General features: G+C 68.3%; 26 protein-coding genes. 13 read left to right on the top strand and 13 right to left on the bottom strand.

The annotated features are described in order from the left end of the window. The first annotated feature begins 24 nt into the window (after positions 1 to 24). Positions 25 to 939 carry an EamA family transporter gene (locus tag GV161_RS01590; protein WP_244623881.1) on the top strand — a complete coding sequence of 305 codons (915 nt, stop codon included), beginning with the start codon at positions 25 to 27 and terminating at the stop codon, positions 937 to 939. Here GV161_RS01590 and GV161_RS01585 read toward each other — a convergent pair. From GV161_RS01585 to GV161_RS01550, 8 genes are all read right to left on the bottom strand, one after another. After that, positions 936 to 1,613 (bottom strand): protocatechuate 3,4-dioxygenase subunit beta, encoded by a 678-nt coding sequence (locus GV161_RS01585; protein WP_201302968.1) that lies wholly within the window; start codon positions 1,611 to 1,613, stop codon positions 936 to 938. The two genes, GV161_RS01590 and GV161_RS01585, sit on opposite strands and share 4 nt — an antisense overlap. A gap of 14 nt (positions 1,614 to 1,627) precedes the next feature. Beyond that, on the bottom strand, positions 1,628 to 2,257 hold the full coding sequence (pcaG, locus tag GV161_RS01580) for a protocatechuate 3,4-dioxygenase subunit alpha (protein WP_152012158.1): 630 nt from the start codon (positions 2,255 to 2,257) through the stop codon (positions 1,628 to 1,630). Positions 2,258 to 2,366: 109 nt separating this feature from the next. Beyond that, a complete protein-coding gene (locus GV161_RS01575; RefSeq protein ID WP_152012159.1) occupies positions 2,367 to 3,476 on the bottom strand; it encodes an FAD-binding oxidoreductase in 1,110 nt (369 codons plus the stop codon). Next, positions 3,473 to 4,891 (bottom strand): FAD-dependent oxidoreductase, encoded by a 1,419-nt coding sequence (locus GV161_RS01570; protein ID WP_152012160.1) that lies wholly within the window; start codon positions 4,889 to 4,891, stop codon positions 3,473 to 3,475. Before GV161_RS01570 ends, GV161_RS01575 begins: the two co-directional genes overlap by 4 nt. Then, a complete protein-coding gene (locus GV161_RS01565) occupies positions 4,888 to 5,166 on the bottom strand; it encodes a (2Fe-2S)-binding protein (protein ID WP_152012161.1) in 279 nt (92 codons plus the stop codon). The genes GV161_RS01570 and GV161_RS01565 overlap by 4 nt, the downstream gene beginning before the upstream one ends. A 1-nt stretch (position 5,167) precedes the next feature. After that, positions 5,168 to 6,079, bottom strand: coding sequence for a dihydrodipicolinate synthase family protein (locus GV161_RS01560; protein ID WP_244623882.1), 912 nt, complete (start codon positions 6,077 to 6,079; stop codon positions 5,168 to 5,170). After that, the gene (locus GV161_RS01555; RefSeq protein WP_152012162.1) at positions 6,076 to 7,002 is read right to left on the bottom strand and encodes an SMP-30/gluconolactonase/LRE family protein; all 927 of its coding nucleotides are present in this window, start codon (positions 7,000 to 7,002) and stop codon (positions 6,076 to 6,078) included. Before GV161_RS01555 ends, GV161_RS01560 begins: the two co-directional genes overlap by 4 nt. Then, positions 6,999 to 8,192 carry a CoA transferase gene (locus GV161_RS01550; protein ID WP_244623883.1) on the bottom strand — a complete coding sequence of 398 codons (1,194 nt, stop codon included), beginning with the start codon at positions 8,190 to 8,192 and terminating at the stop codon, positions 6,999 to 7,001. The genes GV161_RS01555 and GV161_RS01550 overlap by 4 nt, the downstream gene beginning before the upstream one ends. A 96-nt stretch (positions 8,193 to 8,288) precedes the next feature. Between GV161_RS01550 and GV161_RS01545 the strand changes: the two genes are divergently transcribed. Beyond that, positions 8,289 to 9,662 carry an aspartate aminotransferase family protein gene (locus GV161_RS01545; RefSeq protein WP_152012164.1) on the top strand — a complete coding sequence of 458 codons (1,374 nt, stop codon included), beginning with the start codon at positions 8,289 to 8,291 and terminating at the stop codon, positions 9,660 to 9,662. A 12-nt stretch (positions 9,663 to 9,674) separates the two neighbouring features. Beyond that, complete coding sequence (locus GV161_RS01540) at positions 9,675 to 10,547, top strand: 3-keto-5-aminohexanoate cleavage protein (RefSeq protein WP_152012165.1); 873 nt, start codon at positions 9,675 to 9,677, stop codon at positions 10,545 to 10,547. Here GV161_RS01540 and GV161_RS01535 read toward each other — a convergent pair. From GV161_RS01535 to GV161_RS01515, 5 genes are all read right to left on the bottom strand, one after another. After that, complete coding sequence (locus tag GV161_RS01535) at positions 10,544 to 11,338, bottom strand: IclR family transcriptional regulator (RefSeq protein WP_152012166.1); 795 nt, start codon at positions 11,336 to 11,338, stop codon at positions 10,544 to 10,546. The two genes, GV161_RS01540 and GV161_RS01535, sit on opposite strands and share 4 nt — an antisense overlap. A gap of 249 nt (positions 11,339 to 11,587) precedes the next feature. Beyond that, positions 11,588 to 13,000, bottom strand: a complete 1,413-nt coding sequence (locus tag GV161_RS01530; protein ID WP_152012167.1) for an FAD-linked oxidase C-terminal domain-containing protein — start codon at positions 12,998 to 13,000, stop codon at positions 11,588 to 11,590. A 120-nt stretch (positions 13,001 to 13,120) separates the two neighbouring features. Further along, on the bottom strand, positions 13,121 to 13,999 hold the full coding sequence (rfbA, locus tag GV161_RS01525) for a glucose-1-phosphate thymidylyltransferase RfbA (protein WP_152012168.1): 879 nt from the start codon (positions 13,997 to 13,999) through the stop codon (positions 13,121 to 13,123). A gap of 11 nt (positions 14,000 to 14,010) precedes the next feature. After that, entirely contained in the window at positions 14,011 to 14,904 is an 894-nt protein-coding gene (rfbD, locus tag GV161_RS01520) for a dTDP-4-dehydrorhamnose reductase (RefSeq protein WP_152012169.1), read from the bottom strand. A 55-nt stretch (positions 14,905 to 14,959) separates the two neighbouring features. Then, positions 14,960 to 15,865, bottom strand: a complete 906-nt coding sequence (locus tag GV161_RS01515; RefSeq protein ID WP_152012170.1) for a LysR family transcriptional regulator — start codon at positions 15,863 to 15,865, stop codon at positions 14,960 to 14,962. A 94-nt stretch (positions 15,866 to 15,959) separates the two neighbouring features. Between GV161_RS01515 and argH the strand changes: the two genes are divergently transcribed. The 10 genes from argH (at position 15,960) to GV161_RS01465 (ending at position 24,541) form a co-directional block, all read left to right on the top strand. Then, the gene (gene argH / locus GV161_RS01510) at positions 15,960 to 17,375 is read left to right on the top strand and encodes an argininosuccinate lyase (RefSeq protein ID WP_152012171.1); all 1,416 of its coding nucleotides are present in this window, start codon (positions 15,960 to 15,962) and stop codon (positions 17,373 to 17,375) included. Further along, the gene (locus GV161_RS01505; protein ID WP_152012172.1) at positions 17,372 to 18,265 is read left to right on the top strand and encodes an amino acid ABC transporter permease; all 894 of its coding nucleotides are present in this window, start codon (positions 17,372 to 17,374) and stop codon (positions 18,263 to 18,265) included. Before argH ends, GV161_RS01505 begins: the two co-directional genes overlap by 4 nt. 5 nt (positions 18,266 to 18,270) lie before the next feature. After that, entirely contained in the window at positions 18,271 to 19,035 is a 765-nt protein-coding gene (locus GV161_RS01500; RefSeq protein ID WP_152012482.1) for an amino acid ABC transporter ATP-binding protein, read from the top strand. Between the two features lie 44 nt (positions 19,036 to 19,079). Continuing rightward, positions 19,080 to 19,910, top strand: coding sequence for an ABC transporter substrate-binding protein (locus GV161_RS01495; RefSeq protein ID WP_126115913.1), 831 nt, complete (start codon positions 19,080 to 19,082; stop codon positions 19,908 to 19,910). A 169-nt stretch (positions 19,911 to 20,079) separates the two neighbouring features. Next, the gene (locus GV161_RS01490; protein WP_152012483.1) at positions 20,080 to 20,304 is read left to right on the top strand and encodes an AbrB/MazE/SpoVT family DNA-binding domain-containing protein; all 225 of its coding nucleotides are present in this window, start codon (positions 20,080 to 20,082) and stop codon (positions 20,302 to 20,304) included. After that, a complete protein-coding gene (locus tag GV161_RS01485) occupies positions 20,301 to 20,696 on the top strand; it encodes a type II toxin-antitoxin system death-on-curing family toxin (RefSeq protein WP_152012173.1) in 396 nt (131 codons plus the stop codon). Before GV161_RS01490 ends, GV161_RS01485 begins: the two co-directional genes overlap by 4 nt. Further along, positions 20,693 to 21,589: a 3-keto-5-aminohexanoate cleavage protein gene (locus GV161_RS01480; RefSeq protein ID WP_152012174.1), complete on the top strand. Its 897-nt coding sequence runs from the start codon at positions 20,693 to 20,695 to the stop codon at positions 21,587 to 21,589. Before GV161_RS01485 ends, GV161_RS01480 begins: the two co-directional genes overlap by 4 nt. A gap of 74 nt (positions 21,590 to 21,663) precedes the next feature. Continuing rightward, on the top strand, positions 21,664 to 23,028 hold the full coding sequence (locus tag GV161_RS01475; protein WP_152012175.1) for an AarF/UbiB family protein: 1,365 nt from the start codon (positions 21,664 to 21,666) through the stop codon (positions 23,026 to 23,028). Positions 23,029 to 23,266: 238 nt separating this feature from the next. Beyond that, entirely contained in the window at positions 23,267 to 23,551 is a 285-nt protein-coding gene (locus GV161_RS01470) for an aa3-type cytochrome c oxidase subunit IV (protein ID WP_152012176.1), read from the top strand. Positions 23,552 to 23,686: 135 nt separating this feature from the next. Continuing rightward, positions 23,687 to 24,541 (top strand): alpha/beta fold hydrolase, encoded by an 855-nt coding sequence (locus tag GV161_RS01465; protein WP_152012177.1) that lies wholly within the window; start codon positions 23,687 to 23,689, stop codon positions 24,539 to 24,541. Positions 24,542 to 24,546: the final 5 nt, after the last annotated feature.

The raw sequence follows: 24,546 nt of genomic DNA, 5'->3' as shown, positions 1-24,546 counted from the left end.
CCTCCAACGCATGAAGACCGCCCGATGAGCCAAACCGCACTGGCTACCCGCTACAGCCCCTCCGTCGGCAGTTTCGCAGCGATGCTGCTGCTCGCGCTGATGTGGGGCGTCTCGATCCCGATCACCAAGCTCGGCCTGCTCACGCTGCCGCCGCTGACCCTGACCGCGCTGCGCTTCGGCATCGCCCTGCCGCTGATGTTCCTGCTCGTCATCGGCAAGCAGCGCCTGCCGCGCCGGGCGCTGCCGCGCGTCGCCGCCCTCGGCGTCCTCGGCATCGGCATCGGGCAGGTGGCGCAGACCTTCGGCGTCGTCGGCACCTCGGCCTCGGTCGCAACCATCATCTCCGCGACCATCCCGATCTTCGTCGTCGTCTTTGCCGCAGCGCGCTTGCGGCAATCGGTGTCCGGCCTGCAGGCGCTGGGGCTGCTCGCGGCCTTCGCCGGGATCGCGCTGGTCGCCTCCGGGCGCGGCGACGCGGCTGTCGCGACATCGCAGACCACGCTCACCGGCGCGGCGCTGGTGCTGCTCTCGGCGCTGACGATCGCCTTCTACTATGTCTGGAGCGTCGAGTTGACCGAGCAGTACGGCACCGCCACCGTTGCCGCCTGGAGCACCGTCTTCGGCTTCCTCGCGCTCCTGCCCTGGGCGGCCTGGGAGATGTGGCATGTCCCGTTCCAGGTGACGACCACGGGCCTCGCGACGGCGGTCTATCTCGGCATCGTGGTGACGGTGGCGGGCCTGTTCCTCTGGCTGCATCTGCTGCGCACGGTGCCGGCACGCATCGCCGCCGGCATTCAGTATCTTCAGCCGGTCGTCGGTGTCGCCACGGCGGCTGTGATGTTCGGTGACGAGCTGGGGTTGTTCTTCGTGCTCGGCGTGCTGCTGGTGCTCGGCGGCCTTGCTCTCACGGTCACCGAGCGGCGCAAGGCGGCAGCCTAGTTCTCGAAATAGGCGGTGTTGCGCCCGCCGATCACGATGTCCCAGCGATAGAGCGCCTCGCCGTCCGGACCTTGCCCGACGAGGTTGCCGAAGTGGCGGGCTTGCGCCTCGCCGAGCAGGATGAACATCGGATCGCGGGTGAGATGCGGGTCGCCCGCAAAATACATCTGGGCGATCAGCCTGGCCGAGCCGCCGCGGATCGAGACATGGACATGGGCCGGGCGCCAGCGGTCGATGTCGGGCCGTGCCAGATAAGAGCCCGGCATGATGGTGCGGAAGCGGTAGCGTCCGGCCTCGTCGGTCATCGTCCGGCCGAAGCCGAGGAAGTTCGGATCGAGCCGCTCGCGCACCGGGTCCTTCACATGGGCGTAGCGGCCCCATTTATTGGCGTTCCAGACCTCGACCAGCGTGTTGCGGACCGGGCGGCCGAACTCGTCGAGGACATGACCTGAGATCTCGATGACCTCGCCCTCGGCTTGCGGCCGGCCGGGCGCGATCCGGGTCAGGTCGTTCTCGCCGAGCTTGAGGCCGGGCAGGTCGCTGACCCAGGGCACAAAGCTGCGCCGCGCAGCCTCCGGGATCAGGTGCAAGCGCTCGCTCGGCACGCGCCGTTCCGCCGCGCCATCGGTGGGGCCCGGCAGCATCAGGCGGCCGCGGTCGATGATCAGGGACATCGCTTCGCCTCCGCTCAGCTCGAAAGATCGTCGAAGAAGGGTGTCTCGCCCGGGCCACGCATCACGATCGCGATCTCGTAGACCGCCGGGCCTTCGGCTGACGCCTCCGCCCGCCTGGCGATCAAGCGCTCGCGCAGCTCGCCCGGAAGGCTCGACAGCAGCGGGTCCTGCGCGTTGGCCTCTGGCTCGTCGTCGAAGAAGATCTGCGTGACCAGCCGGGTGATCCCGTCGGAGAACATCGTCATAGTGATATGCGGGGCGCGCGCCGCCATGCCCGCCTCGGCGGGGAGCGCGCCGGGTTTGATCGTCCTGAAGGCGAAGGGCTCGGTCGTGGTGATCAGCCGGCCGAAGCCGTCGAAGAACGGGTCGAGTAGCGGGTGGCTGCCATTGTCCGGCGTGCGCAGGATGCCGGCGGCGTTGGCCTGCCAGAACTCGACCAGCGCGTCGTCGACGATGGCGCCGTCGCTGTCGAGCAGGCGGCCGCGCAGGATGATCTGCTGCCCCTGCGGCCCGACGCTCAGCCCGTAATGCAGGCGCGTCAGGTCGCTGCGGTCGCCGTCGATGAAGGAATAGGGGTAGTAGGGACCGACCGTGTCCTCGGCGAGCGGCGCGAGCCGGTTGGTGGTGACGGGCGCCTCGCTCATCGTGCGACCCCGATCGACGATTCCTGCGGCATGCCGTCCCTCCCTTGGTCAGATTTGTTTATATACAAAACTCTGTTTGATCAACGTAGCGCGGCGCCGTGAAACGGGGTCACGCCACCGCCGCCGCGGCTGCCGTTGCGAAGCGGCCGGGATCGAAGAGCGGCAGCTCCGGCTCACGGCCGAGAATGAGATCGCCCATCAGCGCGCCGATATAGGGGCCGATGGTGTAGCCGCCGCGCACGCAGCCGAGCAGGAAGGCGTCGTCGATGCCGGGCGCAGCGCCGGCGAGCGGATAGAAATCCGGCACATTGGCCTCGAAGCCGGTCCAGGAGCGCACCACGCGGAAGCGGTCGAGGCCGGGCACGGCGAACATGGCGAGCCGCAGGTTCGGCAATAGCGTCGCCGGATCGACCGAGCCGCGGCCTTCATCCGGCGAGCCCGTGCCCTGCCAGCCGCCGCCGATCAGGACGCTGCCATTGGGCTTTTGCTTCAAGGTGAGCAGGCCGGTGGCGTGGCCGACCACCGTGCCGACCAGCGCCGGACCGCGCTCGGTGACCGAGACGGTGTTGACGCGGGCGCGGACCGGCAGGTCGAGCCCGAGCATCGCGCCGGCACCCTTGAGCCAGGCGCCGCAGGCGAGCAGCAGCCGGGTCGCGCGGATAGGACCTGTCGGCGTCGCGAGCTGGAAGGCGCCGACGCTGCGGTCGATCGCCGTGACCGGTGTACGCTCGCGGATGTCGACGCCGGCCGCTTCGAGCAAGGCGCGGTAATAAGCGCCGGACAGGCTGGCATTGGCGTAGCCGTCCTCGCCGCACCAGCTTGCGGCAACGACCTTGCGCGACAGATTGGGCTCGAGCTCGGCGACGCGCGCCGGCGTGATCAGCTCGATCGGCGCGCCGGCCTCGCGCTTCAGGGCCATGCGCTCATGCAGGAGCTCGGCCTCGCGCTGGTTGAAGGCGAGGGTGATGCCGCCGGTCTTGTGGAAGCCGACGCGCTCGCCGGCCTTCTCCCAAAGCGCATGGCCCTTGATGGCATAGGGCATCAGCTTGACGCGCTTGATCTGCAGCGAGAGCGTGCCGGCATTGACGCCAGAGGCACCGCTGCCGAGCGTCTGCTGCTCGATGACGATGGTGCGCATGCCGCCTTCCGCGGCGCGGCAGGCGACGGCGCTGCCCAGAATGCCGCCACCGATGACGGCGAGGTCGTAGAGCGCGCTCATAGCGGGGCCGGAGCGGGGATGGGCAAGTCGTCATAGTCGAACGCGCCAGTGATCGCGGCGAGCGGCACCGAGCGCAAAGGCGGGCGGGCGCTCGGTTGGCCGATCGTCGCGCGGTCCCAGCCGGTCGCGGCGCCGATCAGCATCGCCGCCGCCTCGCCGCAGACGCGGCCGCCGCAGGGACCCATGCCGCAGCGCGTCATCGCCTTGAGATCGGCGAGCGTCCTGGCTCCTGTCGCGATCGCGGCGTCGAGCGTCGCGCGAGCGAGGCCCTCGCAGCGGCAGACGGTCGTCCCGGCGGCGATCATCTCGGCGGCACCGGGCGGCGGCATGGCGAGTGCTGACATCGCGGCGCCGAAGCGTGCCGATCGGTGCCAGGCGGCTTCGATCTTCCCAGCCTCGCTGGCGAGATCGCTACCAAGTCCGAGCCGGCTGATAACGCCGAGCGCTGCGAGTTCCCCCGAGAGCGGGGCGGCATCGGCCCCGCGCACGCCGGCGCCATCGCCGGCGACGAACAGGCCGGGTACGGAGGTCTGCAGCGACGCGTCCACCGCCGGGACCCAGCCGCCCAGCTCCGGCTCATAGCGATGCTCGGCGCCGAGTAGCCGGGTGACCTCGGTCGCGGGCAGCAGGCCGTAGCCGAGGCAGACGGCGTCTGCGCGAACCGTCCGCTCCGCATTGCCGACCGGCCGCCAGTCGCGATCGACCGGGCCGATGGTGACGGCTTCGATGCCGTCGGTGCCGTGGACCCTGCGGATCGCAGAACCGGAATGGATCGGCACCCGCGCCTTCAGCAGCGCTAGCAGCCAGCCCGCGCCTTTCGCCATCAGATCGGGCCGCGCCAGCATGGCGCCGGCCCGGACGAGCCAGCCAGAGCGAGGCGCAGCATCGACCACCGCGGCGACCTCGCCGCCCGCCGCGACGATCTTGCTGGCGACGAGCAGAAGGAGCGGGCCGGAACCGGCGACGACGACACGGCGCCCCGGTAGCACGCCATGAGCCTTGAGCAGGATGGTCGCGCCCGCCAGCCCGATCACCCCGGGCAAGGTCCAGCCGGTGACCGGGATATGTCGCTCGACCGCGCCGGCTGCGACGATGAGATTGGGCGCTTCGAGCGTCAGCGGGCCGTCGGGGCCGATCGCGATGACGGAGAAGCCTGGAGTCAGCGACCAGGCGCGATGGTTGGCGTAGAGAACGGCGCCGCTGGCCGCGAGCTTCGCCCGTAATTGGTCGCCCTTCGTCCGGTCGGCATCGGGCAGCGTCGCAGTCAGCGCGGGGGAGGGGGCGCGATAGACCTGGCCGCCGGCAGCCTGAGCCTCGTCGATCACGGCGACGCGGAGGCCGAGGCTGCGGGCCTTGATCGCGGCTGCCGCCCCGGCGGGACCTGCGCCGAGCACGATGAGATCGTAGTCGCTCACCGCACGCTCTCCACGACCAGGCCCTCATGCACCGGCGTGCGGCAGGCTTCCGTCACCTTGCCGTCGATCGAGACAACGCATTCCTGGCAGACGCCCATGAAGCAGAAGGCGCCGCGCGGCCCGCCATCGTCGCGGCTGATGCGCAAGGTACGCCGCCCCTGCGCATAGAGCGCAGCGGCGAGCGTCTCGCCTTCGGGCGCCGTCAACGTCTCGCCGTCGAAGCGGAAGCTGACCGTCCGCGCCCAGGTGGAGCCGATGCGCAGGTTGCTTGCCATCTCAGCGGCCGGGCAGCAGGCCGAGTTCACCCAGCGTGGCGCGGAGCTTGTCGAGCTGGGCTCCGCCGAGCGGCAGCAGCGGGTCGCGCGGCACACCGGCGGGTAGGCCCTGCAGGTTCAGCGCGGCCTTGAAGGAGGACGGCCAGGTGCCGAGCGACATCAGCGTCTCGTAGACGATGGTCAGCTTGTGATGGGCGTCGACATAGTCGGCATCAGGGGCCTTGCGGCCGATCTCCATCAGCTTTCCGGCGGTCTTGCCGAGGAGTTCGGGGCCGGTGGCGATGAAGCCGGATGCTCCGAGCGCGCTACCGACCAGGATGTAATAGGCCGGGCCGACCATCACCGCGATGCGGTCGCCCATGCGGCGGATCAGCCGGGTGAGATGGCCGATGTCGCGGTTGGACTCTTTGATGCCGACGACCGGGGCGACGTCGGTGATCGCCTCGACATCGTCGATCGAGAGCTCGATCACGGCCCGGCGCGGCGAGTTGTAGAGCACGATCGGCATGTCGACCGCCTTGCCAAGCAGTTCGAAGCGCCGCAGCAATTCCTCGCGCGTCGCCTTCAGTACATAGGTCTGCGGCATGACCAAGATGCCGCTGGCGCCGGCCTCCTTCGCCGCCTGCGCATACTGGATCGTCTGCCTTGAGCCCGGGGCAGTGCAGCCCATCATCACCGGGACGCGCCCGGCGCTGCGCTCGACGGCTAGGCGGGTCAGGCGGGCGCGCTCGTCGCGATCGAGCGCCCAGCTCTCGCCATTGTCGCCGGCGACGCAGATGCCCTGCGCGCCGATGCCGATCAGATGCTCGACGATGTCAGAGAAGGCGTCCATCATGATCTCGCCGCGCGCGTCGAAGGGCGTGACGATGGCCGGCACGAAGCCCTTGAGCGTGTCCTTCGTCAGCATGGTCATGAGCGATGTCCTGAAGCGGAGCCTGCGAGAAGCGTGGCCATGGGAATGCGGAAGACGCTGCCGGTCTGCGCCTCGATGATGAACAGCATCGATTGGTCCGGCGAGAAGGCGCAGGAGGTCGTCCAGAGTCCGCCGGGCGTATGCACCACCGCCACGGGGTCGCCGAGGGCGTCGACGAGATAGAGCCGCCCGGCCTGCGCCTGGGCGATGGCGAGCCGGCCGGAGGCATCAACCGCGAGCCCGTCCGGGCCGAGGCCGCCGGAGAGCTGGAGGAAGGTGCCGACCATCGGCCAGGCCGGATCAGGCGCCTCGGCCATGAAGCGCCAGACGGCATTGGCGCGCGTCGCGGCGAGATAGACCAGCTTGCCGTCCGGCGAGAGCGCGATGCCGTTCGGATAGGGCACGTTCGCCAGGATCAGCTCGGGCTTCGTTTCGCCCTGGCGCAGCCGGTAGACCCGCCCGGTCGGGTCGGACAGGCTGGTGCGGCCGGAATCGGTGAGCCAGGCATCGCCGTTCGGCGCGATGGTGAGGTCGCTGAGACCGCGGAACGGTTCGGTGTTCACCCGAGCGCAGAGCGTCGTGACTGTCTTCTTTGCGGGATCGAAGGATAGCAGGCCGCGACGGTAGTCGACGATCAACCAGGTTCCGTCGCCGCGCGGACGTAAGCCATGCGGCTCGCCATCATACTGGAAGGCGAGCTGCCAGCTGCCATCCGGCGCGATCCTGAACAGGCGGCCATAGGGCACGTCGGCCAGCCAGAGATGCCCGTCGGCGTCGAAGCAGGGGCCTTCCAGGAAGGAATGCAGGCGCTGGCCCGGCCGCGTGATGCGGACCCAGTCGGTCGGCTCGCCAGTCCAGTGCAGCGCGTCGGGCAGACGCGTGAGCAGCTCGGCCTCGTGCCGGGGGAAGGCGGCGGCGATCATGCGATCACGCCCTGCGCTCTCAGGGCTTCGACCTCGGCCGGAGAGCGCCCGATCTCGGCGAGAATCTCGGCGCTGTGCTCGCCGAGCCGCGGCGGGGGGCAGTCGATCGCCGGACCCTGTGTGGCGAACGAGAAGGGGGCGAGCGGCACCGAGACGGAGGCTGCGCCCGGCAGCGTGGCATCGAGCCTATGGAAGAAGCCGCGCTCGCGCAGATGTGGCAGGCGGGCGGCCTCATCCAGCGTGCGCACGCGCTCCGCCGGGATGCCGATGGAGTGCAGATAGTCCTCCCATTCCGCCGCGGTGCGGGTCAGCATGATCGGCACCAGAGCCTCACGCATCGCCTGCGCAGCGCCCCAGAGCGCCGGCCAGCCGTCTAGGGCGGCGAAGTCGGGGCGGTCGAGCGCTTCCCAGAGCCGCTTGTTCTGCCTGACATTGAAGGCGCCGAGCATCAGCAGGCCGTCGGCTGTCTCATAGGTGCCGAGCCCGGCTTCCTTCGGGCGCGGCTGCACGGGGCCTTCATAAAGCGCGGCGGCGGCCTCCGGCGCCATCAAGGTCAGGGCGGTGTCGAACATGGCGCAGTCGATGACCTGGCCCTTGCCGCTGGCCTGGCGCTGGAACAGCGCGGCCGAGATCGCGAAGGCCGCGGCATAGCCGGTGGCGTAGTCGATGAAGGAGGCACCGGATTTCACCGGTTCGCCCGAGCGCCCGGTGGTGCGCGCCATCACGCCCGAGGCCGCCTGGATGACGTTGTCATAGGCATTGACCGCCTCGCGTTGATGGCCGCGGGCGAAGCCGGTGATAGAGCAATGGATCAGCCGGGGATTGCGGGCGCAAAGCGCCTGCGCCCCGAGGCCGAGAGCCTCCAGCGCGCCGGCGCGATAATTCTCGATCAGCACATCGGCCCCGTCGACGAGATCGAGCAGGATCGCCCGGCCTTCCTCCGTGGCGAGGTCGAGCGCTAGCGAGCGCTTGTTCGAGCCCTGCACGAGATAGTTGATGCCGAGGCCGGCGGCGTTGAGGGCATCATCCGGCCCGCGGCCGCGCGCCGTGTCCGGCATCTGCGGCGGCTCGATCTTGACGACATCGGCGCCGAGCAGAGCAAGCTGATAGGCGCAGAACGGACCAGCGAGCACATGGGTGAGGTCGAGCACCCGGATGCCGTGAAAGGGACGCTGCCGTGGTGGGCTCAAAGATCGCGGGCTCAAGGCTCGGCCACTCCGTTCTTGTTTCTCATACGAAAATGTGTTTTGCATATCAACAGAATTCTTGTGGTTGCGGAGCGCGCCATGTCACAACCCAGCCCCCGGGCGAACGCGTCGGCGGTCCTCCATCGCAATCTCCGCAGCACGCCGCAGCTCGCACTGGCGGGAGACGGCGTCCACCTCGTCGATGCCGAGGGCAGGCGCTATCTCGACGCCAGCGGCGGCGCGGCGGTGTCCTGCCTCGGTCATGGCCATCCGCGTGTCACCGCGGCGATCATCGCCCAGCTCGGCAAGCTTGAATACGCCCACACCTCCTTCTTCACGAACGAGCCGAGCGAGAAGCTGGCGCAGATGCTGGTCGAGCGCGCGCCGGCCGGTTTCGGCAAGGGCCGCGTCGCTTTCCTCGGTAGCGGCTCTGAGGCGATGGAGGCGGCGCTGAAGCTGGCGCGGCAGTATTTCGTCGAAATCGGCCAGCCGCAGCGCAGCCGCTTCATCTCGCGGCGCATGAGTTATCACGGCAACACGCTGGGGGCGCTCGCGGTCGGCGGTCATGCCGGCCGGCGGGCTTTGTACCAGCCGATCCTGATCGAGACCTCGCAGATTGCGCCCTGCTACGCCTATCGCGACCAACGCGCGGGCGAGACGGAAGAAGCATACGGCCTGCGCGTCGCCGACGAGCTCGATGCCGAGATCCGGCGCCTCGGCCCCGACAGTGTCGCGGCCTTCATCGCCGAGCCGATCGTCGGGGCGACGCTCGGCAGCGTCACCGCCGTTCCTGGCTATTTCGCCCGCATCCGCGAGATCTGCGACCGCCATGGCGTGCTCTTCATCGCCGACGAGGTGATGTGCGGCATGGGCCGCGCCGGGGCGATGTTCGTCAGCGCGCAGGAGGGCGTCAGGCCCGACATCATCACCATCGCCAAGGGGCTGGGAGCCGGCTACCAGCCGATCGCCGCGACCATGGCGAGCGAGCGCGTCGCCGAGGCGATCGAGGCCGGTTCGGGCCTGCTCGCCAATGGCCACACCTATATGAGCCACGCCGTCGCCTGCGCCGCCTCGATCGCGGTGATCGAGACGATCGAGGAGGACGGGCTGCTCGACAATGTCCAGCGCATGGGCGCGCTGCTGTGGCGCCGGCTGGGCGAGGCCTTCGGCCAGCATCCGCATGTCGGCGACATCCGGGGGCGGGGCCTGCTGCAGTCGCTCGAACTCGTCGCCGATCGCGACAGCAAGCAGCCCTTCGCGGCGAAGGAGGGGCTCGCCGCCAATATCAAGCGGGCGGCGCAGGGCCTTGGCCTGATCTGCTACCCATCGAGCGGCACGGCCGACGGCGTCAATGGCGACCATGTCCTGCTGGCGCCGCCCTTCACCATCGACGCCGGCCATGTCGACGAGATCGTCGAGAAGCTCGGGGCCGCGCTGGCCGCGACCCTGCCCGCCGCCCGCAGCGCCGCCTGAGGAGCGATTGCCTTGTCGCGCAAGACCATCCTGACCTGCGCCGTCACCGGCAACCTGACGACGCGCGAGCAGCATCCTGGCCTGCCGGTGACGCCGGCCGAGATCGCGGCCGCCGCTATCGAGGCCGGCAAGGCCGGTGCGGCGGTGGTGCATCTGCATGCCCGCGACCCTGCCACGACCAAGGGCACGATGGACCTTCGCCTTTTCGCGGAGATCGTCGACCGCATCCGGCAGTCCGGCTCGGATGTCATCCTCAACCTCTCGACCGGCGAGGGCGGGCGCTTCGTGCCGGGGATCGACGATCCCAAGATCGCGGCGCCAGGCACGACGCTGACCACGCCGGAGCGCCGCGTCGCGCATGTCGAGGCGCTGAAGCCCGAGATCTGCACGCTCGACCTCAACACGATGTTCTCCGGCAGCGCGGTGGTGATCAACACGCCGCGCAACGTCACCGAGATGGCCAGGCGCATCTATGCCGCCGGCGTGCTGCCCGAGCTGGAGCTGTTCGATGGCGGCGACCTCCAGCTCGCCAGGGCGTTGCAGGCGGACGGGGTGCTGCGCAATCCGCTGCTGATCCAGGTCGTGCTCGGCGTGCGCTATGGCGCGATCCCGAATCCGCAGACGCTGGTCTATTTCGCCTCGCAATTGCCGCCGGACTGCATCTGGGCGGCGTTCGGTATCGGCCGGCACGAGTTCCCGCTGCTGGCGCAGGCCTTCCTGCTCGGCGGCCATGTCCGCGTCGGGCTCGAGGACAATGTCTATATCCGCAAGGGCGTTCTGGCGCGCGACAATGCCGAGCTGGTCGAGAAGGCCGGCACGATCATCGAGAACTTGGGCGGCGCGCTGGCGACGCCGGCCGAGGCGCGGGCGATCCTCGGCCTCTAGCCCAGCCGTTCGGATATCCGCTTGGCCGCGGCCCTGACCGCGGCGAGGTAGCGGCCGTCGATCTGGTCGAGGTCGAAGGCGGAGTCCGGCCCGGAGATGTCGATCGCCGCGACGACCGTGCCGCGCCGGTCGATGATCGGGGCCGAGATCGAGCTGCCCGCCGCCTCCATCACGCCGCGGCTGACGACATGGCCACGCGCGGCCGCCGCCTCCACTGTGGCGATCAGCTCCGGCGTCGTGGTCGGGGTCTGGCTCGTCAGCGGCACGAAGCGCTCCTTACGGAAAAGCTCTTCCAGCTCAGCCTGCGGCAGGCCGGCGAGCAGCAGCCAGCCCATCGGCGAGGCATAGGCCGGCACACGCGAGCCTACATTCATGTTGCTGAGGAAGCCCGAGCGCGTCTGCACGCAGCTGAGATAGAGCACGTCACGCTCGTCGCGGATCGCCAGATGCGCCGAGACCAGCGTCTCGTCGCGCAGCGCCTCCAGCTCGGGACGGGCGATCTCGATGATGTCCTTCGAGGCCAGGAAGGCGAAGCCGATATTGAGGACGCGCGGCCCGAGCGCGAACTGCTTCGACTGCTCCTCCTCGAGGAAGCCCATATGGCGGAGCGTATAGATCAGCCGGAAGACCGAGGAGCGCGTCAGGCCGAGCTCCGAGGCGATCTCGGTGATGCTCAGGGGCCGGCGTGCCGCCGCGACGATCTCGAGGACACGCAGACCGCGATGCAGACCGGGCACGAAATAGACCGCGTGGTTCTTGTGCTGCGTTTCCGCATCCGCCGCGTCGTCCATGCGCTGCCTATCCGCCTCAGGGGTCACCGTTCCATTTGCATGTAAAACAGTTGTGCGCCGCGGTCACGTCTGGGTGCGGAGCGGTCAGTACCGGGCTCAAGCCCTCCCCCCGCTTGCGGTGGGGAGGGTTGGGTGGGGGGCAGTGCCGCTCGGCACCGGACTGGACGAAAGGATTCGCCCTGCTTTGCGGCCCCCCATCCCTAGCCCTTCCCCACCCCAAGCGGGGGGAAGGGAATAGAGCTTCGCCTCTCAGGCCGGCAGCACTTTCCCCGGGTTCATGATGTTGTCGGGGTCGAGGCTCGCCTTCAGCGTGCGCATCACCTCGACGGCGGCGTCGCCGTGCTCCTTGCGCAGGAATTTCGCCTTGCCGTAGCCGACGCCGTGCTCGCCGGTGCAGGTGCCGCCGAGATCGATGGCTCGGTTGACCAGGAGGCCGTTCAGCCGCTCGGCCTCGCGGATCTCCTCGGGCGAATCCATCCTGATCAGGAAGCCCATGTGGAAATTGCCGTCACCGACATGGCCGAGCGCCGTCACCGGGAAGGGGGCGTCCTTGGCGTGCTCCTTGATCTCGGTGATGCAGGCGGCGAGCTGGGAGATCGGCACGCAGGTGTCCGTGCCCCAGCTGCTGGCACCGGGGCGCAGGGCGAGCAGTGCGTAATGCATGTTGTGCCGGGCCTGCCAGAGCTTGTTGCGCTCCTCGGCGCTGGTGGCGAAGCGCCAGCCTTCACCGCCATGGCCCTCGGCGAGCATCTGTACGGTCTCAGCCTGCGAGACCACCGCCGCCTCGGTGCCGTGGAATTCGAGGAAGAGCGCGACGGTCTCGGGATAGCTCAGATTGTTGTGGCGGTTGATGGCGCGCATGCAGGTCTCGTCGAGCAATTCGACGCGGGCGACCTGGATGCCGCACTGGATGGTCTCGATGGCGCAATTGACCGCGCTGGCGATGTCCGGGAAGGAGCAGACCGCGACCGAGCTCGCCTCGGGGATGCCGTAGAGCCGTAAGGTGATCTCGGTGATGACGCCGAGCGTGCCTTCCGAGCCGACGAAGAGGCGGGTGAGATCGTAGCCGGCCGAGGATTTGCGGGCCCGGCCGCCGGTCTTCAGGATGGTGCCGTCGGCGAGCACGACGGTGAGCGCCAGGACATTGTCTTTCATCGTGCCGTAGCGCACTGCATTGGTGCCCGAGGCGCGTGTGGCGGTCATGCCGCCGAGGGTGGCATCGGCGCCGGGGTCGACCGGGAAGAACAGGCCGGTGTCGCGCAGGTGCTCGTTGAGCTGCTTGCGGGTGACGCCGGCCTCGACCGTGCAGTCGAGATCCTCGGCATTGACGGCGGTGATCGCGTTCATGCGCGAGAGGTCGATGCAGACGCCGCCATGCAGCGCGACGACATGGCCTTCGAGCGAGGTGCCGGCGCCGAACGGAATGACCGGCACCTTCGCCTGATGGCAAAGCTTCACGATCTGGCTGACCTCCTCGGTGGTCAGCGGATAGCAGACCACGTCGGGCGCCTTGGTCGGGTGATAGGATTCGCCATGGCCGTGATGCTCGCGCTCGCTGTCCGAGGTCGAGCAGCGCGGGCCGAGGAGGTCGCGCAGCGAGGCGGTCAGGCTGTCGAGGGCGGGATGCCGAGAGGTGCCGGACGTGGTGGCGGGGGCGTTCATCGGGTCTTCGATCCTCGTGCACGTCTTCGGCGCGGCTAGGCTGCAATCTCGGCCGGCCGATCGACTTCGACCATCGCCGATGCAGCATGAGTGCTCTGCATCGTCAGGGGAAGCGCGGCGTCAGGCCTGCTGATCGCGCTCGGCGATGCCGAGGAGATACTGGCCATAGCCGCTCTTCGACAGCGCCTGGCCGAGCGAGTGCAATTGCTCGCGGTCGATCCAGCCGTTCTCGAAGGCGATCTCCTCGGGGCAGGCGATGCGGAAGCCCTGGCGGCGCTCGAGCGTGCGCACGAACTCCGAGGCCTCGACGAGGGAATCCGGCGTGCCGGTGTCGAGCCAGGCATAGCCGCGGCCGAGCCGCTCGACGCTGAGCGCACCGCGTTCGAGATAGGCGAGGTTGACGTCGGTGATCTCGAGCTCGCCGCGAGCCGAGGGCTTCAGCTTGCGGGCGATCTCGACCACCTGCTCGTCATAGAAATAGAGGCCGGTCACCGCCCAATGCGAGCGCGGCACCTTGGGCTTTTCCTCGATCGAGAGCGCCTTGCCGGAACCGTCGAAGGAGACGACGCCATAGCGCTCGGGATCGCTGACGCGATAGGCGAAGACGGTGGCGCCGCTCTGGCGAGCGGCGGCGCGGTGCAGCACGCCGGTCAGGCCGTCGCCGTAATAGAGATTGTCGCCGAGGATCAAAGCGGAGGGGCCGCCGGCGACGAAATCGGCGCCGATATGATAGGCTTGGGCCAGGCCTTCCGGCTTCGCCTGGATCGCATAGGAGAGCTTGAGGCCCCAGCGCTCGCCGCTGCCGAACAGCGCCTCGAAGCGCGGCGCGTCCTCGGGCGTCGAGATGATCAGGATCTCGCGGATGCCGGCGAGCATCAGCGTCGAGAGCGGATAGTAGATCATCGGCTTGTCGTAGACAGGCAGGAGCTGCTTCGACGTCACCATGGTCATCGGGTGAAGCCGCGTGCCGCTGCCGCCGGCGAGGATGATCCCCTTCATGGATGGCTCCTTCAGCTTCGCGATGGCGCGAGCAATGTGGCGACGCAGGTTTGCACGGAACCCTGCCAGGGCGGCAGGCGCAGGCCGTGGCGAGCGGCGAGCAGGCTGCAATCGAGCCTGGAATTGCTCGGCCGCCGGGCGGGGGTGGGGTAGTCGATCGTGGCGATGCGCCTGACTCTGGCGCTAGGCCCGCCCAGCGCCGCCGAGGCGGCGAAAACGGTCTCGGCGAGATCAGCCCAGCTTGCCTCGCCCATGCCGGCGGCATGGAAGACGCCGCGGAGCGAGGCCGCGCCGGGTCGGGCGACCAGAGCCTTCGCCGCAGCGATGATCGCGTCGGCGAGATCGAGTGCGCTGGTCGGCGAACCCAGCTGGTCGGAGACCACGCCGACCTCGCCCCGGCTCTCCGCGAGCCGGAGCATGGTCTTCACGAAATTCGCGCCATAGGGGCTGTAGACCCATGCCGTGCGCAGGATTGTCCAGTCGGCGCCAGAAGCCATGACGGCTTCCTCGCCGGCGAGCTTCGAGCGGCCATAGGCTGAGAGCGGAGCGGTGGCGTCGCTTTCGCGCCAGGGCTGCGGCGCCATGCCGTCGAAGACATAGTCGGTGGAGATCTGGATCAGCGGCACGCCAAGCGCCGCAGCGGCTGCAGCCACAGCGCCGGCACCAGCGCCATTGATGCGCAGAGCGAGTTCCGGTTCGGTCTCGGCCTTGTCGACGGCAGTGTAGGCGGCGGCGTTGACGACGCAGTCGGGGCTTGCCGCGGCGAGCGCCTGCCGAACGCCTTCCGGCTGCGCCAGATCGAGCTCGGGCCGGCCGACCGGGATGACGGTCACGCCTGCCGTCTCGGCGCGGGCGAGGAGGGATTGGACGACCTGCCCGGTTCGTCCGGTCACGGCTATGCGCATCGGGCCTTCGCCATCGGAAGCATGGCGGCCGGTCTAGAGCATGCGTCCGATGGGCTCAACCCGCGGCCTCGAAGCGGCGGGCCTCCTCGCAGAGCCAGGCGATCAGCGTGTCGAGGGCCGGGCTGCGCTCGCTCTGCGAATTGACGGTCAGCCAGCAGCCGGTCGCGCTGTCGAAATCGAGGCCGAGCGGATTGACCAGCGCGCCGGAGGCCAGTTCCTCGGCGACATAGCAGCGTGGGGCGAGCGCGACGCCGAGCCCGGCGACGGCGGCGCGGATGATCACGGAGTAATAGCCGTAACGCACGGTATGGGCCGGCACCGCGCCGCGCAGGCCATGCGCCTCGGTGAACTCGGCCCAGAAGGCCGGCATCTGGAAATGCTGCAGCAGCGTCATCTTCTGGATGTCGGCGGCACGGGCAAAGCCGCCCAGGCGCTCGAGCGCTGCGGGTGCTGCAACCAGCGCGACCCGGCGGCCGAAGAGATAATGCGACTCGCGATCCTGCCAGGGGCCGAAGCCGTGAACGATCTCGAGGTCGGCCTCCTCGATCTCCTTCTCGCTGACGAAATTGGTGAACTGGACGTCGATCTCGGGATGGGCCTGAGCGAATTCCGGGAAGCGCTCCATCAGCCAGCGCTCGCCGGCGATGGCGATCATGTGCAGCCGGATCGGCCGGCCGATCGCGGCACGCTCGGCGAGGCGGCGGGCGCCGCGCTCCATCTGCTCGATCGCAGCCTCGGCATAAGGACGATAGATCGTGCCGGCCTCGGTGGGCTTGAGTCCGACGGGGCTGCGTTCGAACAACTCGGTGCCGAGATGGTCTTCCAACGCCTGGATCTGCTTGGAGACGGCGCTCTGGGTCAGGTGAACTTCGCCGGCAGCCTTCGCCGTCGAGCCGAGGCGGGCGACAGCGAGAAAGACCCGGAGCGCCGTGGTCGACGGCGGGAGGTTGCGACCGGCCAAATAGATATTCCTTCAGCGACTACCCTTGAGGAGATCGTTTCGTTTGCCGGTTGCGCGGTCAAGAGGGCAGTGTTTCAGGCAAGGGGAGAGCATCATGAACCATAATACGCGTCTCTGGGGCGGCCGTTTCCGCAAGTCGCCCGATCCGCGCATGATGAAGCTGTCGAGCGCGGCCGGCGCCCATGCGCGCCTCGCGCCGCAGGACATCGCCGGCGGCAAGGCCCATGCGGCTGAGCTCGAACGGGCCGGGCTGCTCAGCCAGGACGAGTTCAAGACCATCGTCGCGGCGCTCGAAGCGATTGCTGCCGATCTCGCGGCAGGGACGCTGGCGCCGGATGAGAGCGACGAGGATGTCCATACCTTCATCGAGCGGGTGCTGATCGCGCGGATCGGCGCGACCGGTGCCAAGCTCAGGGCCGGACGCTCGCGCAACGACCAGGCCGCCAACAACCTCAAGCTCTATCTGCGCGCCGAGGCGCGCTCGATCGGCGCAATGCTGGCCGAACTGCTCGATGCGATCGCCGGCCAGGCCGAGCGGCATGCGGCCTCGGTTTGCCCGGGCTTCACCCATCTGCAGAGCGCCCAGCCCGTCACCTTCGGCCATTGGCTGATGGCCCATGGCCAGGCGCTGTCGCGTGATGCCAGCCGCTTGCAGGATTGGGAAAAGCGTTCCTCGCTCTCGCCGCTGGGAGCCGCTGCGCTGGCAGGCTCGGCGATCGCGCTGACGCCAGAGCTCAGCGCCAGGGCGCTCGGCTATGACGGCCCCTGCGAGAATTCGGTCGACGCGGTCGGCGCGCGCGACCATGTCGCGGAATTCCTGTTCGTTTCGGCGATGCTGGCGACGAACCTGTCGCGGCTGGCGGAGGAAGTGACGCTCTGGACCTCGCGCCAGTTCGGCTGGGTCGTCCTCGACGATGCCTTCGCGACCGGATCCTCGATCATGCCGCAGAAGAAGAACCCGGACATCGCAGAGATCTCGCGCGGCCGGGCGGCGCGCCTCACCGGCGATCTTGTCGCCATGCTGGGAGCGCTGAAGGGCCTGCCGCTCGCCTATAACCGCGACCTCGCCGAGGACAAGCGCGCCGCCTTCGACGGGGTCGACGTGCTCGGCGAAGTGCTGCCGGCCTTCGCCGGGCTGGTCGCGACGATGGAGGCCAAGCCTGAGGTGATGCGGGCGCAGGCCGGTGCCGGCTTTGCGCTCGCGACCGAAGTCGCCGATCATCTCGCCCGCAAGGGCGTGCCCTTCGCCGAGGCGCATGAGATCAGCGGGGCGCTGGTGCGCTATTGCGAGGAGATGGGCCGGGAGCTCGAAGGGCTGGAGCCGGTGGAACTGCGTGCGATTGATCCGCGTCTCGACGAGAGCGTGCTCAAGGTGCTGACGCTGGATGCGGCGGTCGCGGCGCGCAGCGGCCATGGCGGCACGGCGCCGGCGAGGGTCGTCGAGCAGATCGGCCGCTTCCGCGGCTGGCTCGCCGGCTTCGCCCAGTGGACGAGGGAGCGCGCGGCATGAGCAGTGCAGCCCGGACCATGCCCGATCGCGGCCTTGCCGAGATCGCCGGCCTGACCATCGTTCCCAAGCGGTTCTACGGGCGCTGGGTCGCCGCCGCGGCGATCCTGTTCGTGCTCGCCTGGATCGTGAAGGCATTTGCCCAGGGGCAGATCGCCTGGCCGGTGGTGGCGCAGTTCTTCACCGCGCCGGCGATCCTTGCCGGTCTCGTCAACACGCTGATCATGACCGTCTGCGCCATGGGGCTCGGCATCGTGCTCGGCGTGGTCTTCGCGATCATGTACATGTCGCCGAACCCGGTGCTGCGCGGCGTCGCGCTGTTCTACATCTGGTTCTTCCGCGGCACGCCGCTGCTGCTGCAATTGCTGCTCTGGTTCAACCTGGCGCTGGTCTTTCCGACGATCGGCATCCCCGGCGTGGTCGAGTGGCGCACCATCGACATTATCGGCCCGTTCATGGCGACGCTGCTCGGCCTCGGCATGAACCAGGGCGCCTATACCGCCGAGGTCGTTCGCTCCGGTATCCTCTCGGTCGATCTCGGCCAGACCGAGGCCGCCAAGGCGATCGGCATGACCCGGCTGACGACATTGCGCCGGATCGTGCTGCCGCAGGCGATGCGGGTGATCATCCCGCCGGTGGGCAACGAGGTGATCAGCATGGTCAAGCTGACCTCGGTTGCCAGCGTGATCCAGTTCTCCGAGATCCTGCGCAATGCGCAGAATGTCTATTATGCCAATGCCCGCGTCATCGAATTGCTGATCGTCGCGGCCGGCTGGTACCTGCTCGTCGTCACCCTCCTGCAGATCGGCCAGTTCTTCCTCGAACGCGCCTTCTCGAAGGGCAGGGGCGAGCGCCGCGCCAAGCCGCAGGTCGCCGAGGAGGCCGCCGCGTGAACGCCTTGTCCCCGATCGTCGTCGCCGCCAGCGTCACCAAGCAGTTCGGCCCGCTGAAGGCGCTGAACAAGGTCTCGCTCTCGGTCTTGCCGGGCGCTGTGCAATGCATCATCGGCCCGTCCGGCTCGGGCAAGTCGACGCTGCTGCGCTGCATCAACCAGCTCGAGAAGATCGACGCCGGCGCCATCACCGTTGCCGGCGAGCTGATCGGCTATCGCCGTGTCGGCAACGAATTGCACGAGCTCAGCGATGTCGAGATCGCGCGCCAGCGGCTGAAGACCGGCATGGTCTTCCAGCGCTTCAACCTGTTCAACCACATGACGGTGCTGCAGAACATCATCGAGGGCCCGCTCACGGTGCTGAAGCGGCCGCGGCGCGAGATCATCGCCGAGGGCATGGCCCTCCTCGAACGTGTCGGCCTCGCCGAGAAGCGCGATTCCTATCCGATCGAACTCTCCGGCGGCCAGCAGCAGCGCATCGCCATCGCCCGCGCACTGGCGATGAAGCCGCAGGTCATGCTGTTCGACGAGCCGACTTCCGCCCTCGATCCCGAACTGGTCGGCGAGGTGCTCAATGTGATGCGCGATCTCGCCGCGACCGGCATGACCATGATCGTCGTCACCCATGAGCTCGGCTTCGCTCGCGAGGTCGCGAGCGACGTCGTCTTCATGGACAAAGGCGAGATCGTCGAGCAGGGCCCGCCGCCGCAGGTGCTGGTTTCGCCTCAGCAGCCCCGCACCCGCGACTTCATCGCCGCCGTCCTCAAGTGAATCCAAGCCTATCGAATTCAAGCAAAGACAAGAGGGAGACCACCATGCTTCGCCTTTCGCTCGCCGCTGCGCTGCTCGCCGGCACCGCGCTCGCCGCCCAGGCCCAGGCCCTGCCGGACCGGATCAAGACCGCCGGCAAGATCGTCATCGCGACGCAGCCGAACTACGCGCCGATCGTCTACAAGGACCCGGCGACCAATCAGATGGCTGGCTTCGACTACGAGCTTGGCGAAGCGATCGCCAAGGAGCTCGGCGTCAAGGCCGAATGGCAGGACACCGCCTTCGCCCAGATGCTGCCCTCGCTGACCACCGGCCGCGTCGACATGGTGATGGCCGGGATGAGCGACCTGCCGGCGCGGCGCGAGACGGTCGATTTCGTCGACTACATGGTCTCGGGCGCGCAGTTCTACACCGTCACCGCCTTCGCCTCGACGATCAAGTCGGTCGAGGATCTCTGCGGCAAGAGCGTCGGCGCCAGCCGTTCGACCAACTGGCCGAAGCAGATCGGCGAGTGGAGCGATGCCAACTGCGTCGCCAAGGGCAAGCCGGCGATCACCGTGGTCGGCACTGAAGGCTCGGTCGACGCCCGTACCCAGCTCAAGACGCAGCGCCTGCAGGGCGGCGTCCAGGGCAGCGAGACGATGACGCATTTCCAGAAGTTGGAGCCGAACACCTATATCCCGCTCGGCGAGCCCTTCACCCGCTCGCTGACCGGCATCCCGTTCCCGAAGACGGCCGAGGGCGGCCAGCTGCGCGACGCGGTCAAGGGTGCGCTGGAGCGGCTGCAGGCGAACGGCACCTATGACGCGCTGGTCGCCAAGTACGTTCAGCCGAGCAACGTGCTGAAGCCGATCTCGGTCAACAAGGGCGAGTGAGGCGATTGTAGCGCTCTTGGGCGGCCTCCCTTCGCCGCAGGCCGCCCAAGACCACTGCCATCTCGTGCGGCGCTGACGGCCGGGCGTTTGTCTGTTATACATTTCGTACAACAGATGAGCCCCGGAGCCTGCCATGAACAAGCCCGAGAAGCCCGCTGCCGAGCAGGCCATGGTCCTGCAGGTCCGCAAAATCGGCAATTCGGTCGGCATCATCCTGCCCAAGGAGCTGTTGGCGCGGCTGAAGCTGGCTGAAGGCGACAAGCTGACCGTGGTCGAGCAGCCGGAACTCGGCCTCAAGCTGGCGCGCTATGACGACACTCATGCGCGCGGGCTCGAAATCGCCCGACGTTCGTTCAAGACCTATGCGAACACCTATCGCGCTCTGGCGAAATGACCGAACCGGTCTGGGTCAGCGTCGAGCTGGTGATTGATATCCATGCCGAGCAGCTCGCGCTGTTCGGCGGGCCGGCTGGCATTCGCGATCAAGGGCTCCTGGAATCGGCGCTGGCGCGCGCGCCGAACAAATATGCGTATGGCGAGCGCGATCTAGCCGCTCTCGCGGCGACTTATGCCTTTGGCGTGGCGCGCAACCATCCTTTCGTCGACGGCAACAAGCGGGCCGCTTTCGCCTCCATGATCGTTTTCCTCGGGCTCAACGGCATCGACTTCCTCGTGCCCGAACCGGAAGCGACTGCCGCCATCCTCGCGCTCGCAGCCGGCGAGGTCGAGGAGGAGGGGCTGACGCGCTGGATCCGCGACAACTGGCCGAAGGATGCCCCGGCATGAAGACCCCGATCTGGATCGAAGCCGCGATCAACGGGCCCTGGGGTCAGGAGCGCCAGCCCGGCATTCCGATCGCGATACCCGATATCGTCGCCGACGGGATCGCCGTGGTCGAGGCCGGCGCCGCGATCGTCCATCTGCATGTCTATGATGTCGAGACCGGCCGCCAGCGCGACGACTGGGAGCTCTATGCCCAGGCGATCGAAGGGATCAGGGCCAAGGTCGACGCGATCGTCTACCCGACGATTCCCATCCTCGGCTCGGGTTATGCCGGCGACATGATCGGCTCGGGCCGTTACACGCATCTGGAGGAACTGGCCAAGCGGGGCCTCGTCGAATGGGGCGTGCTCGATCCCGGCTCCTGCAACTGGACGACCTTCGCCGGCATTCCGGGCGGCGAGGCCGGCTTCATCTACCAGAATCCCGGCGAGCATATCCGCGAGGGGATGGCGGTGGTGCAGGCGCACAGGATCCACCCGAGCTACGCGATCTACGAGCCCGGCTTCACCCGGCTCGGCGCGGCGCTGGCGCAGGCCTATCCCGGCATGCCGACGCCGATCTACCAGCTGATGTTTTCCGACGCCTTTGCCTGGGGCTTTCCGCCGAAGCCTTATGCGCTGGAAGCTCATCTTGCTCTGCTGGCGGAGTGTGCGCCGCAGGCCCCGGTGATGATCGCCGGGCTCGGCGTCGATCTCAGCGAGATCGTCGCCCCGGCGGTCGCGCGCGGCGTTCATGTCCGTGCCGGACTGGAGGACGCGCCATTCGGCGAGACGCGCAGCAATGCCGAGCTGATCGTCGACATGGTCCGCAAGGTAGAGGCGGCCGGCGGCCGGCCGGCAAGCGTGGCGGATGTCAGGGCGAGCCTTGCGGCGATCGCGCAGGCCGGGCGGTCCTGAGACAGCGTGCCGGCTGGCTTTCCCCGCCGGAGCGCCTACATCGGGTAGCAGCCCGTTGCAGCTCGTGAGCCTCAATGTCCGAACGTGATAGCGAAGCCAACCGATTCTCCGCCCGCGCGGCGCGCTATGCCCGCGTCGGCGCCAATGTCGGCGGCGTGGCGGCGCGGATCGCCGGCACCAAGCTGTTTGGGCTGGAGGGCCGCAACGCCACCAATGCCGAAGCACTGGCCAAGGCGCTGGGTGGGCTGAAGGGCCCGCTGATGAAGGTGGCGCAGCTCGTCGCCACCATCCCCGACGTGGTGCCGCCGGAATACGCCGCCGAATTGCAGAAGCTGCAATCGGAGGCGCCTCCGATGGGGGCGGCCTTCGTCAAGCGCCGGATGCAGGCCGAGCTCGGCGCGAACTGGCGCGAGCGCTTCGGCGAGTTCGACCTCAAGCCGGCTGCGGCGGCCTCGCTCGGGCAGGTGCATCGGGCGACAACCCTCGACGGCGTCCGGGTCGCCTGCAAGCTGCAATACCCCGACATGGAATCGGCTGTCGAAGCCGACATCTCGCAGCTCGAAATCCTGTTCGGACTGCACCGGCGCATGGGCGCGGTGATCGACACCAGCGAGATCGCCAAGGAGATCAGCGCCCGCGTCCGCGAGGAGCTCGACTATCGCCGCGAGGCCAAGCATGTCGCGCTCTACCAGAATATGCTGGCGGCGACGCCGGAGGTGCGCGTGCCGGATGTCGTGCCGGAGCTGTCGACGCGCCGGCTCCTGACCATGGGCTGGCTCGATGGCGACAAGATCCTGAACCACAAGCAGGCGAGCCAGCAGGTCCGCGACCGGATCTCGACCGCGATGTTCCGGGCCTGGTGGCGGCCGTTCAGCCATCACGGCGTGATCCATGGCGACCCGCATCTCGGCAACTACACGGTCTTCCAGGATGGCGGCGAGCCCGCGGGCATCAACCTGCTCGACTATGGCTGCATCCGCATCTTCCCGCCGAGCTTCGTCGGCGGCGTCGTCGATCTCTATCGCGGCCTGCTCGAAGGCGAGGAGGCCCGCGTCGTCCATGCCTATGAGGTCTGGGGCTTCAAGGGCCTGACCAAGGAGCTGATCGACACCCTCAACATCTGGGCGAAGTTCATCTACGGCCCGCTGCTGGAGGATCGCACACGCCGCATCGCCGAGGGCGTCAAACCGTCGGAGTATGGCCGCAAGCAGGCCTTCCAGGTCCATTCGGCGCTGAAGGCGCGGGGGCCGGTGACGGTGCCGCGCGAGTTCGTCTTCATGGACCGCGCCGCGATCGGCCTTGGCGGCGTCTTCCTGCATCTCGATGCCGAGCTCAACTTCCACCGGCTGTTCGAGCAGGAGATCGAGGCCTTCAGCGTCGCCAGAGTGGCGAGCGAGCAGGGCGCTGCGCTGGCTGCGGCCGGTCTTCAGAACTCCTGACGATCAGAATCGCCGGGGCAACTGCGATCCGGCGCCTGTCTATCCGGGGCTGCTGCCATAAGTCGCGCTGCCCGGTTCATGGCTTGAACCGCCGCAACCGGCGTCAGCCGTGCATTTTTCCGGGCATTGTGTCGTTGTGGCTCAGGAAATGGCCGTCGCCACTCCGGCCCTCCGTTGCCGACCCTTTTCAGGTGCGCTACAGGGCGTCAGGACAGGGTTTGAAATCGGGATTTCCTTCATGGCCGACCACGGACACGCCGCCGACATTCCGCAGATGGACTATCCGGAGCATGAGCGCACCTATACGGGCTTCGTGCACTTCGCCGAGGTCGGCACGCTCGCCTGCCTCGCCATCGTCGGGGCGCTCGCGGTCGGCGGCACCAAGCATGCCTGGGGCACGGCCATCATCGGCACGCTGCTGACCCTGGTCGGCACCGGCATCGGCATCGCCGCCCCGTCGATCGGCTGGCGCGCGACGCTCGTTCCCTTCGTCCTCATGCTGCTGGCGCTGCTGCTCTACTGAGCGGCGATGGCCTCGCACTGACGGAATCGTCAAGGCACTGGTGCAGTTGAGCCGGCGCATCCGTCATCGGAACGTCGTAAAGGGCCGGCTCGATGCCGGCCCTTTCGTTTGGGCGGCGGCCGAAGGTAGCGGGCGATGCGCAGGATCCTGAAGCTTCTCGCCATCGGCGCGTTCTGCGCCTATGGCGCCGTGCTGGCGCTGCTCTACGTCAAACAGCGCGAGCTGCTGTATCCGCGCAATCCGGCCCGGGTGGAGATCGCCAGCGCCAATCTGCCGGGCGTCGAGGAGACGGTGCTGACGGCAGCCGATGGCGAGACGCTGATCGCCTGGGTGGTGCCGCCGCGCGAGGGCAAGCCGGTCCTGCTGTTCTTTCACGGCAATGCCGGCAATTTCGGCCGGGCGATCCGGCAGACGCGTTTCCGCGCCCTGACGCAGGACGGCACAGGCCTGTTCGCGGTCAATTATCGCGGCTATGGCGGCTCGACAGGCTCACCCAGCGAAGACGGTTTGGCGCAGGATGCACGCGCCGCCTATGCCGCGGCCGTGGCGCGCTTCGGTGCGGAGCGATTGGTCGGCTACGGCGAGTCGCTCGGCACCGGCGTGGTGGTGAAGCTGGCGGCGGAGGCTCCGCTCAGGGCGGTGATCCTGGAGGCGCCCTATCTTTCGACCGCTGCGGTTGCGCAGCAGCTCTATCCTTACATCCCGATCGGGCTGTTCATGCACGATCAGTTCCATTCCGACCGGGTCATCGACAAGGTCAAGGCGCCCCTGCTCGTTCTGCACGGCGAGCGTGACGGTGTCATCCCGTTCAGCCAGGGCGAAGCGCTGTTTGCGCTCGCCAATCCGCCGAAGCGCCTCATCCGCTTCCCGGAAGGCAATCACGAGAACCTGCCGGCGCATGGCTCGGTGCCGGAGATCAGGCGCTTCCTCGCCGATCTCGGCACCAGCCGGCTGGCCGGCAGCCAGGCGGTGACCGCAGCGGCGCAGTAGGTTGG

Origin of the sequence: Bosea sp. 29B (assembly GCF_902506165.1) — a bacterium.
GTDB lineage: Bacteria > Pseudomonadota > Alphaproteobacteria > Rhizobiales > Beijerinckiaceae > Allobosea.
Note: the sequence above shows the minus strand (reverse complement) of the source record. Positions and strands in the feature narration are given on the sequence as shown.

Coding starts and splice junctions, on each gene's coding strand:
- GV161_RS01590 (WP_244623881.1), top strand. CDS start 25: ATGAGCCAAACCGCACTGGCTACCCGCTACAGCCCCTCCGTCGGCAGT.
- GV161_RS01585 (WP_201302968.1), bottom strand. CDS start 1,613: ATGTCCCTGATCATCGACCGCGGCCGCCTGATGCTGCCGGGCCCCACC.
- pcaG (WP_152012158.1), bottom strand. CDS start 2,257: ATGAGCGAGGCGCCCGTCACCACCAACCGGCTCGCGCCGCTCGCCGAG.
- GV161_RS01575 (WP_152012159.1), bottom strand. CDS start 3,476: ATGAGCGCGCTCTACGACCTCGCCGTCATCGGTGGCGGCATTCTGGGC.
- GV161_RS01565 (WP_152012161.1), bottom strand. CDS start 5,166: ATGGCAAGCAACCTGCGCATCGGCTCCACCTGGGCGCGGACGGTCAGC.
- GV161_RS01560 (WP_244623882.1), bottom strand. CDS start 6,079: ATGACCATGCTGACGAAGGACACGCTCAAGGGCTTCGTGCCGGCCATC.
- GV161_RS01555 (WP_152012162.1), bottom strand. CDS start 7,002: ATGATCGCCGCCGCCTTCCCCCGGCACGAGGCCGAGCTGCTCACGCGT.
- GV161_RS01545 (WP_152012164.1), top strand. CDS start 8,289: ATGTCACAACCCAGCCCCCGGGCGAACGCGTCGGCGGTCCTCCATCGC.
- GV161_RS01535 (WP_152012166.1), bottom strand. CDS start 11,338: ATGGACGACGCGGCGGATGCGGAAACGCAGCACAAGAACCACGCGGTC.
- GV161_RS01530 (WP_152012167.1), bottom strand. CDS start 13,000: ATGAACGCCCCCGCCACCACGTCCGGCACCTCTCGGCATCCCGCCCTC.
- rfbA (WP_152012168.1), bottom strand. CDS start 13,999: ATGAAGGGGATCATCCTCGCCGGCGGCAGCGGCACGCGGCTTCACCCG.
- rfbD (WP_152012169.1), bottom strand. CDS start 14,904: ATGCGCATAGCCGTGACCGGACGAACCGGGCAGGTCGTCCAATCCCTC.
- argH (WP_152012171.1), top strand. CDS start 15,960: ATGAACCATAATACGCGTCTCTGGGGCGGCCGTTTCCGCAAGTCGCCC.
- GV161_RS01505 (WP_152012172.1), top strand. CDS start 17,372: ATGAGCAGTGCAGCCCGGACCATGCCCGATCGCGGCCTTGCCGAGATC.
- GV161_RS01495 (WP_126115913.1), top strand. CDS start 19,080: ATGCTTCGCCTTTCGCTCGCCGCTGCGCTGCTCGCCGGCACCGCGCTC.
- GV161_RS01490 (WP_152012483.1), top strand. CDS start 20,080: ATGGTCCTGCAGGTCCGCAAAATCGGCAATTCGGTCGGCATCATCCTG.
- GV161_RS01485 (WP_152012173.1), top strand. CDS start 20,301: ATGACCGAACCGGTCTGGGTCAGCGTCGAGCTGGTGATTGATATCCAT.
- GV161_RS01480 (WP_152012174.1), top strand. CDS start 20,693: ATGAAGACCCCGATCTGGATCGAAGCCGCGATCAACGGGCCCTGGGGT.
- GV161_RS01475 (WP_152012175.1), top strand. CDS start 21,664: ATGTCCGAACGTGATAGCGAAGCCAACCGATTCTCCGCCCGCGCGGCG.
- GV161_RS01470 (WP_152012176.1), top strand. CDS start 23,267: ATGGCCGACCACGGACACGCCGCCGACATTCCGCAGATGGACTATCCG.
- GV161_RS01465 (WP_152012177.1), top strand. CDS start 23,687: ATGCGCAGGATCCTGAAGCTTCTCGCCATCGGCGCGTTCTGCGCCTAT.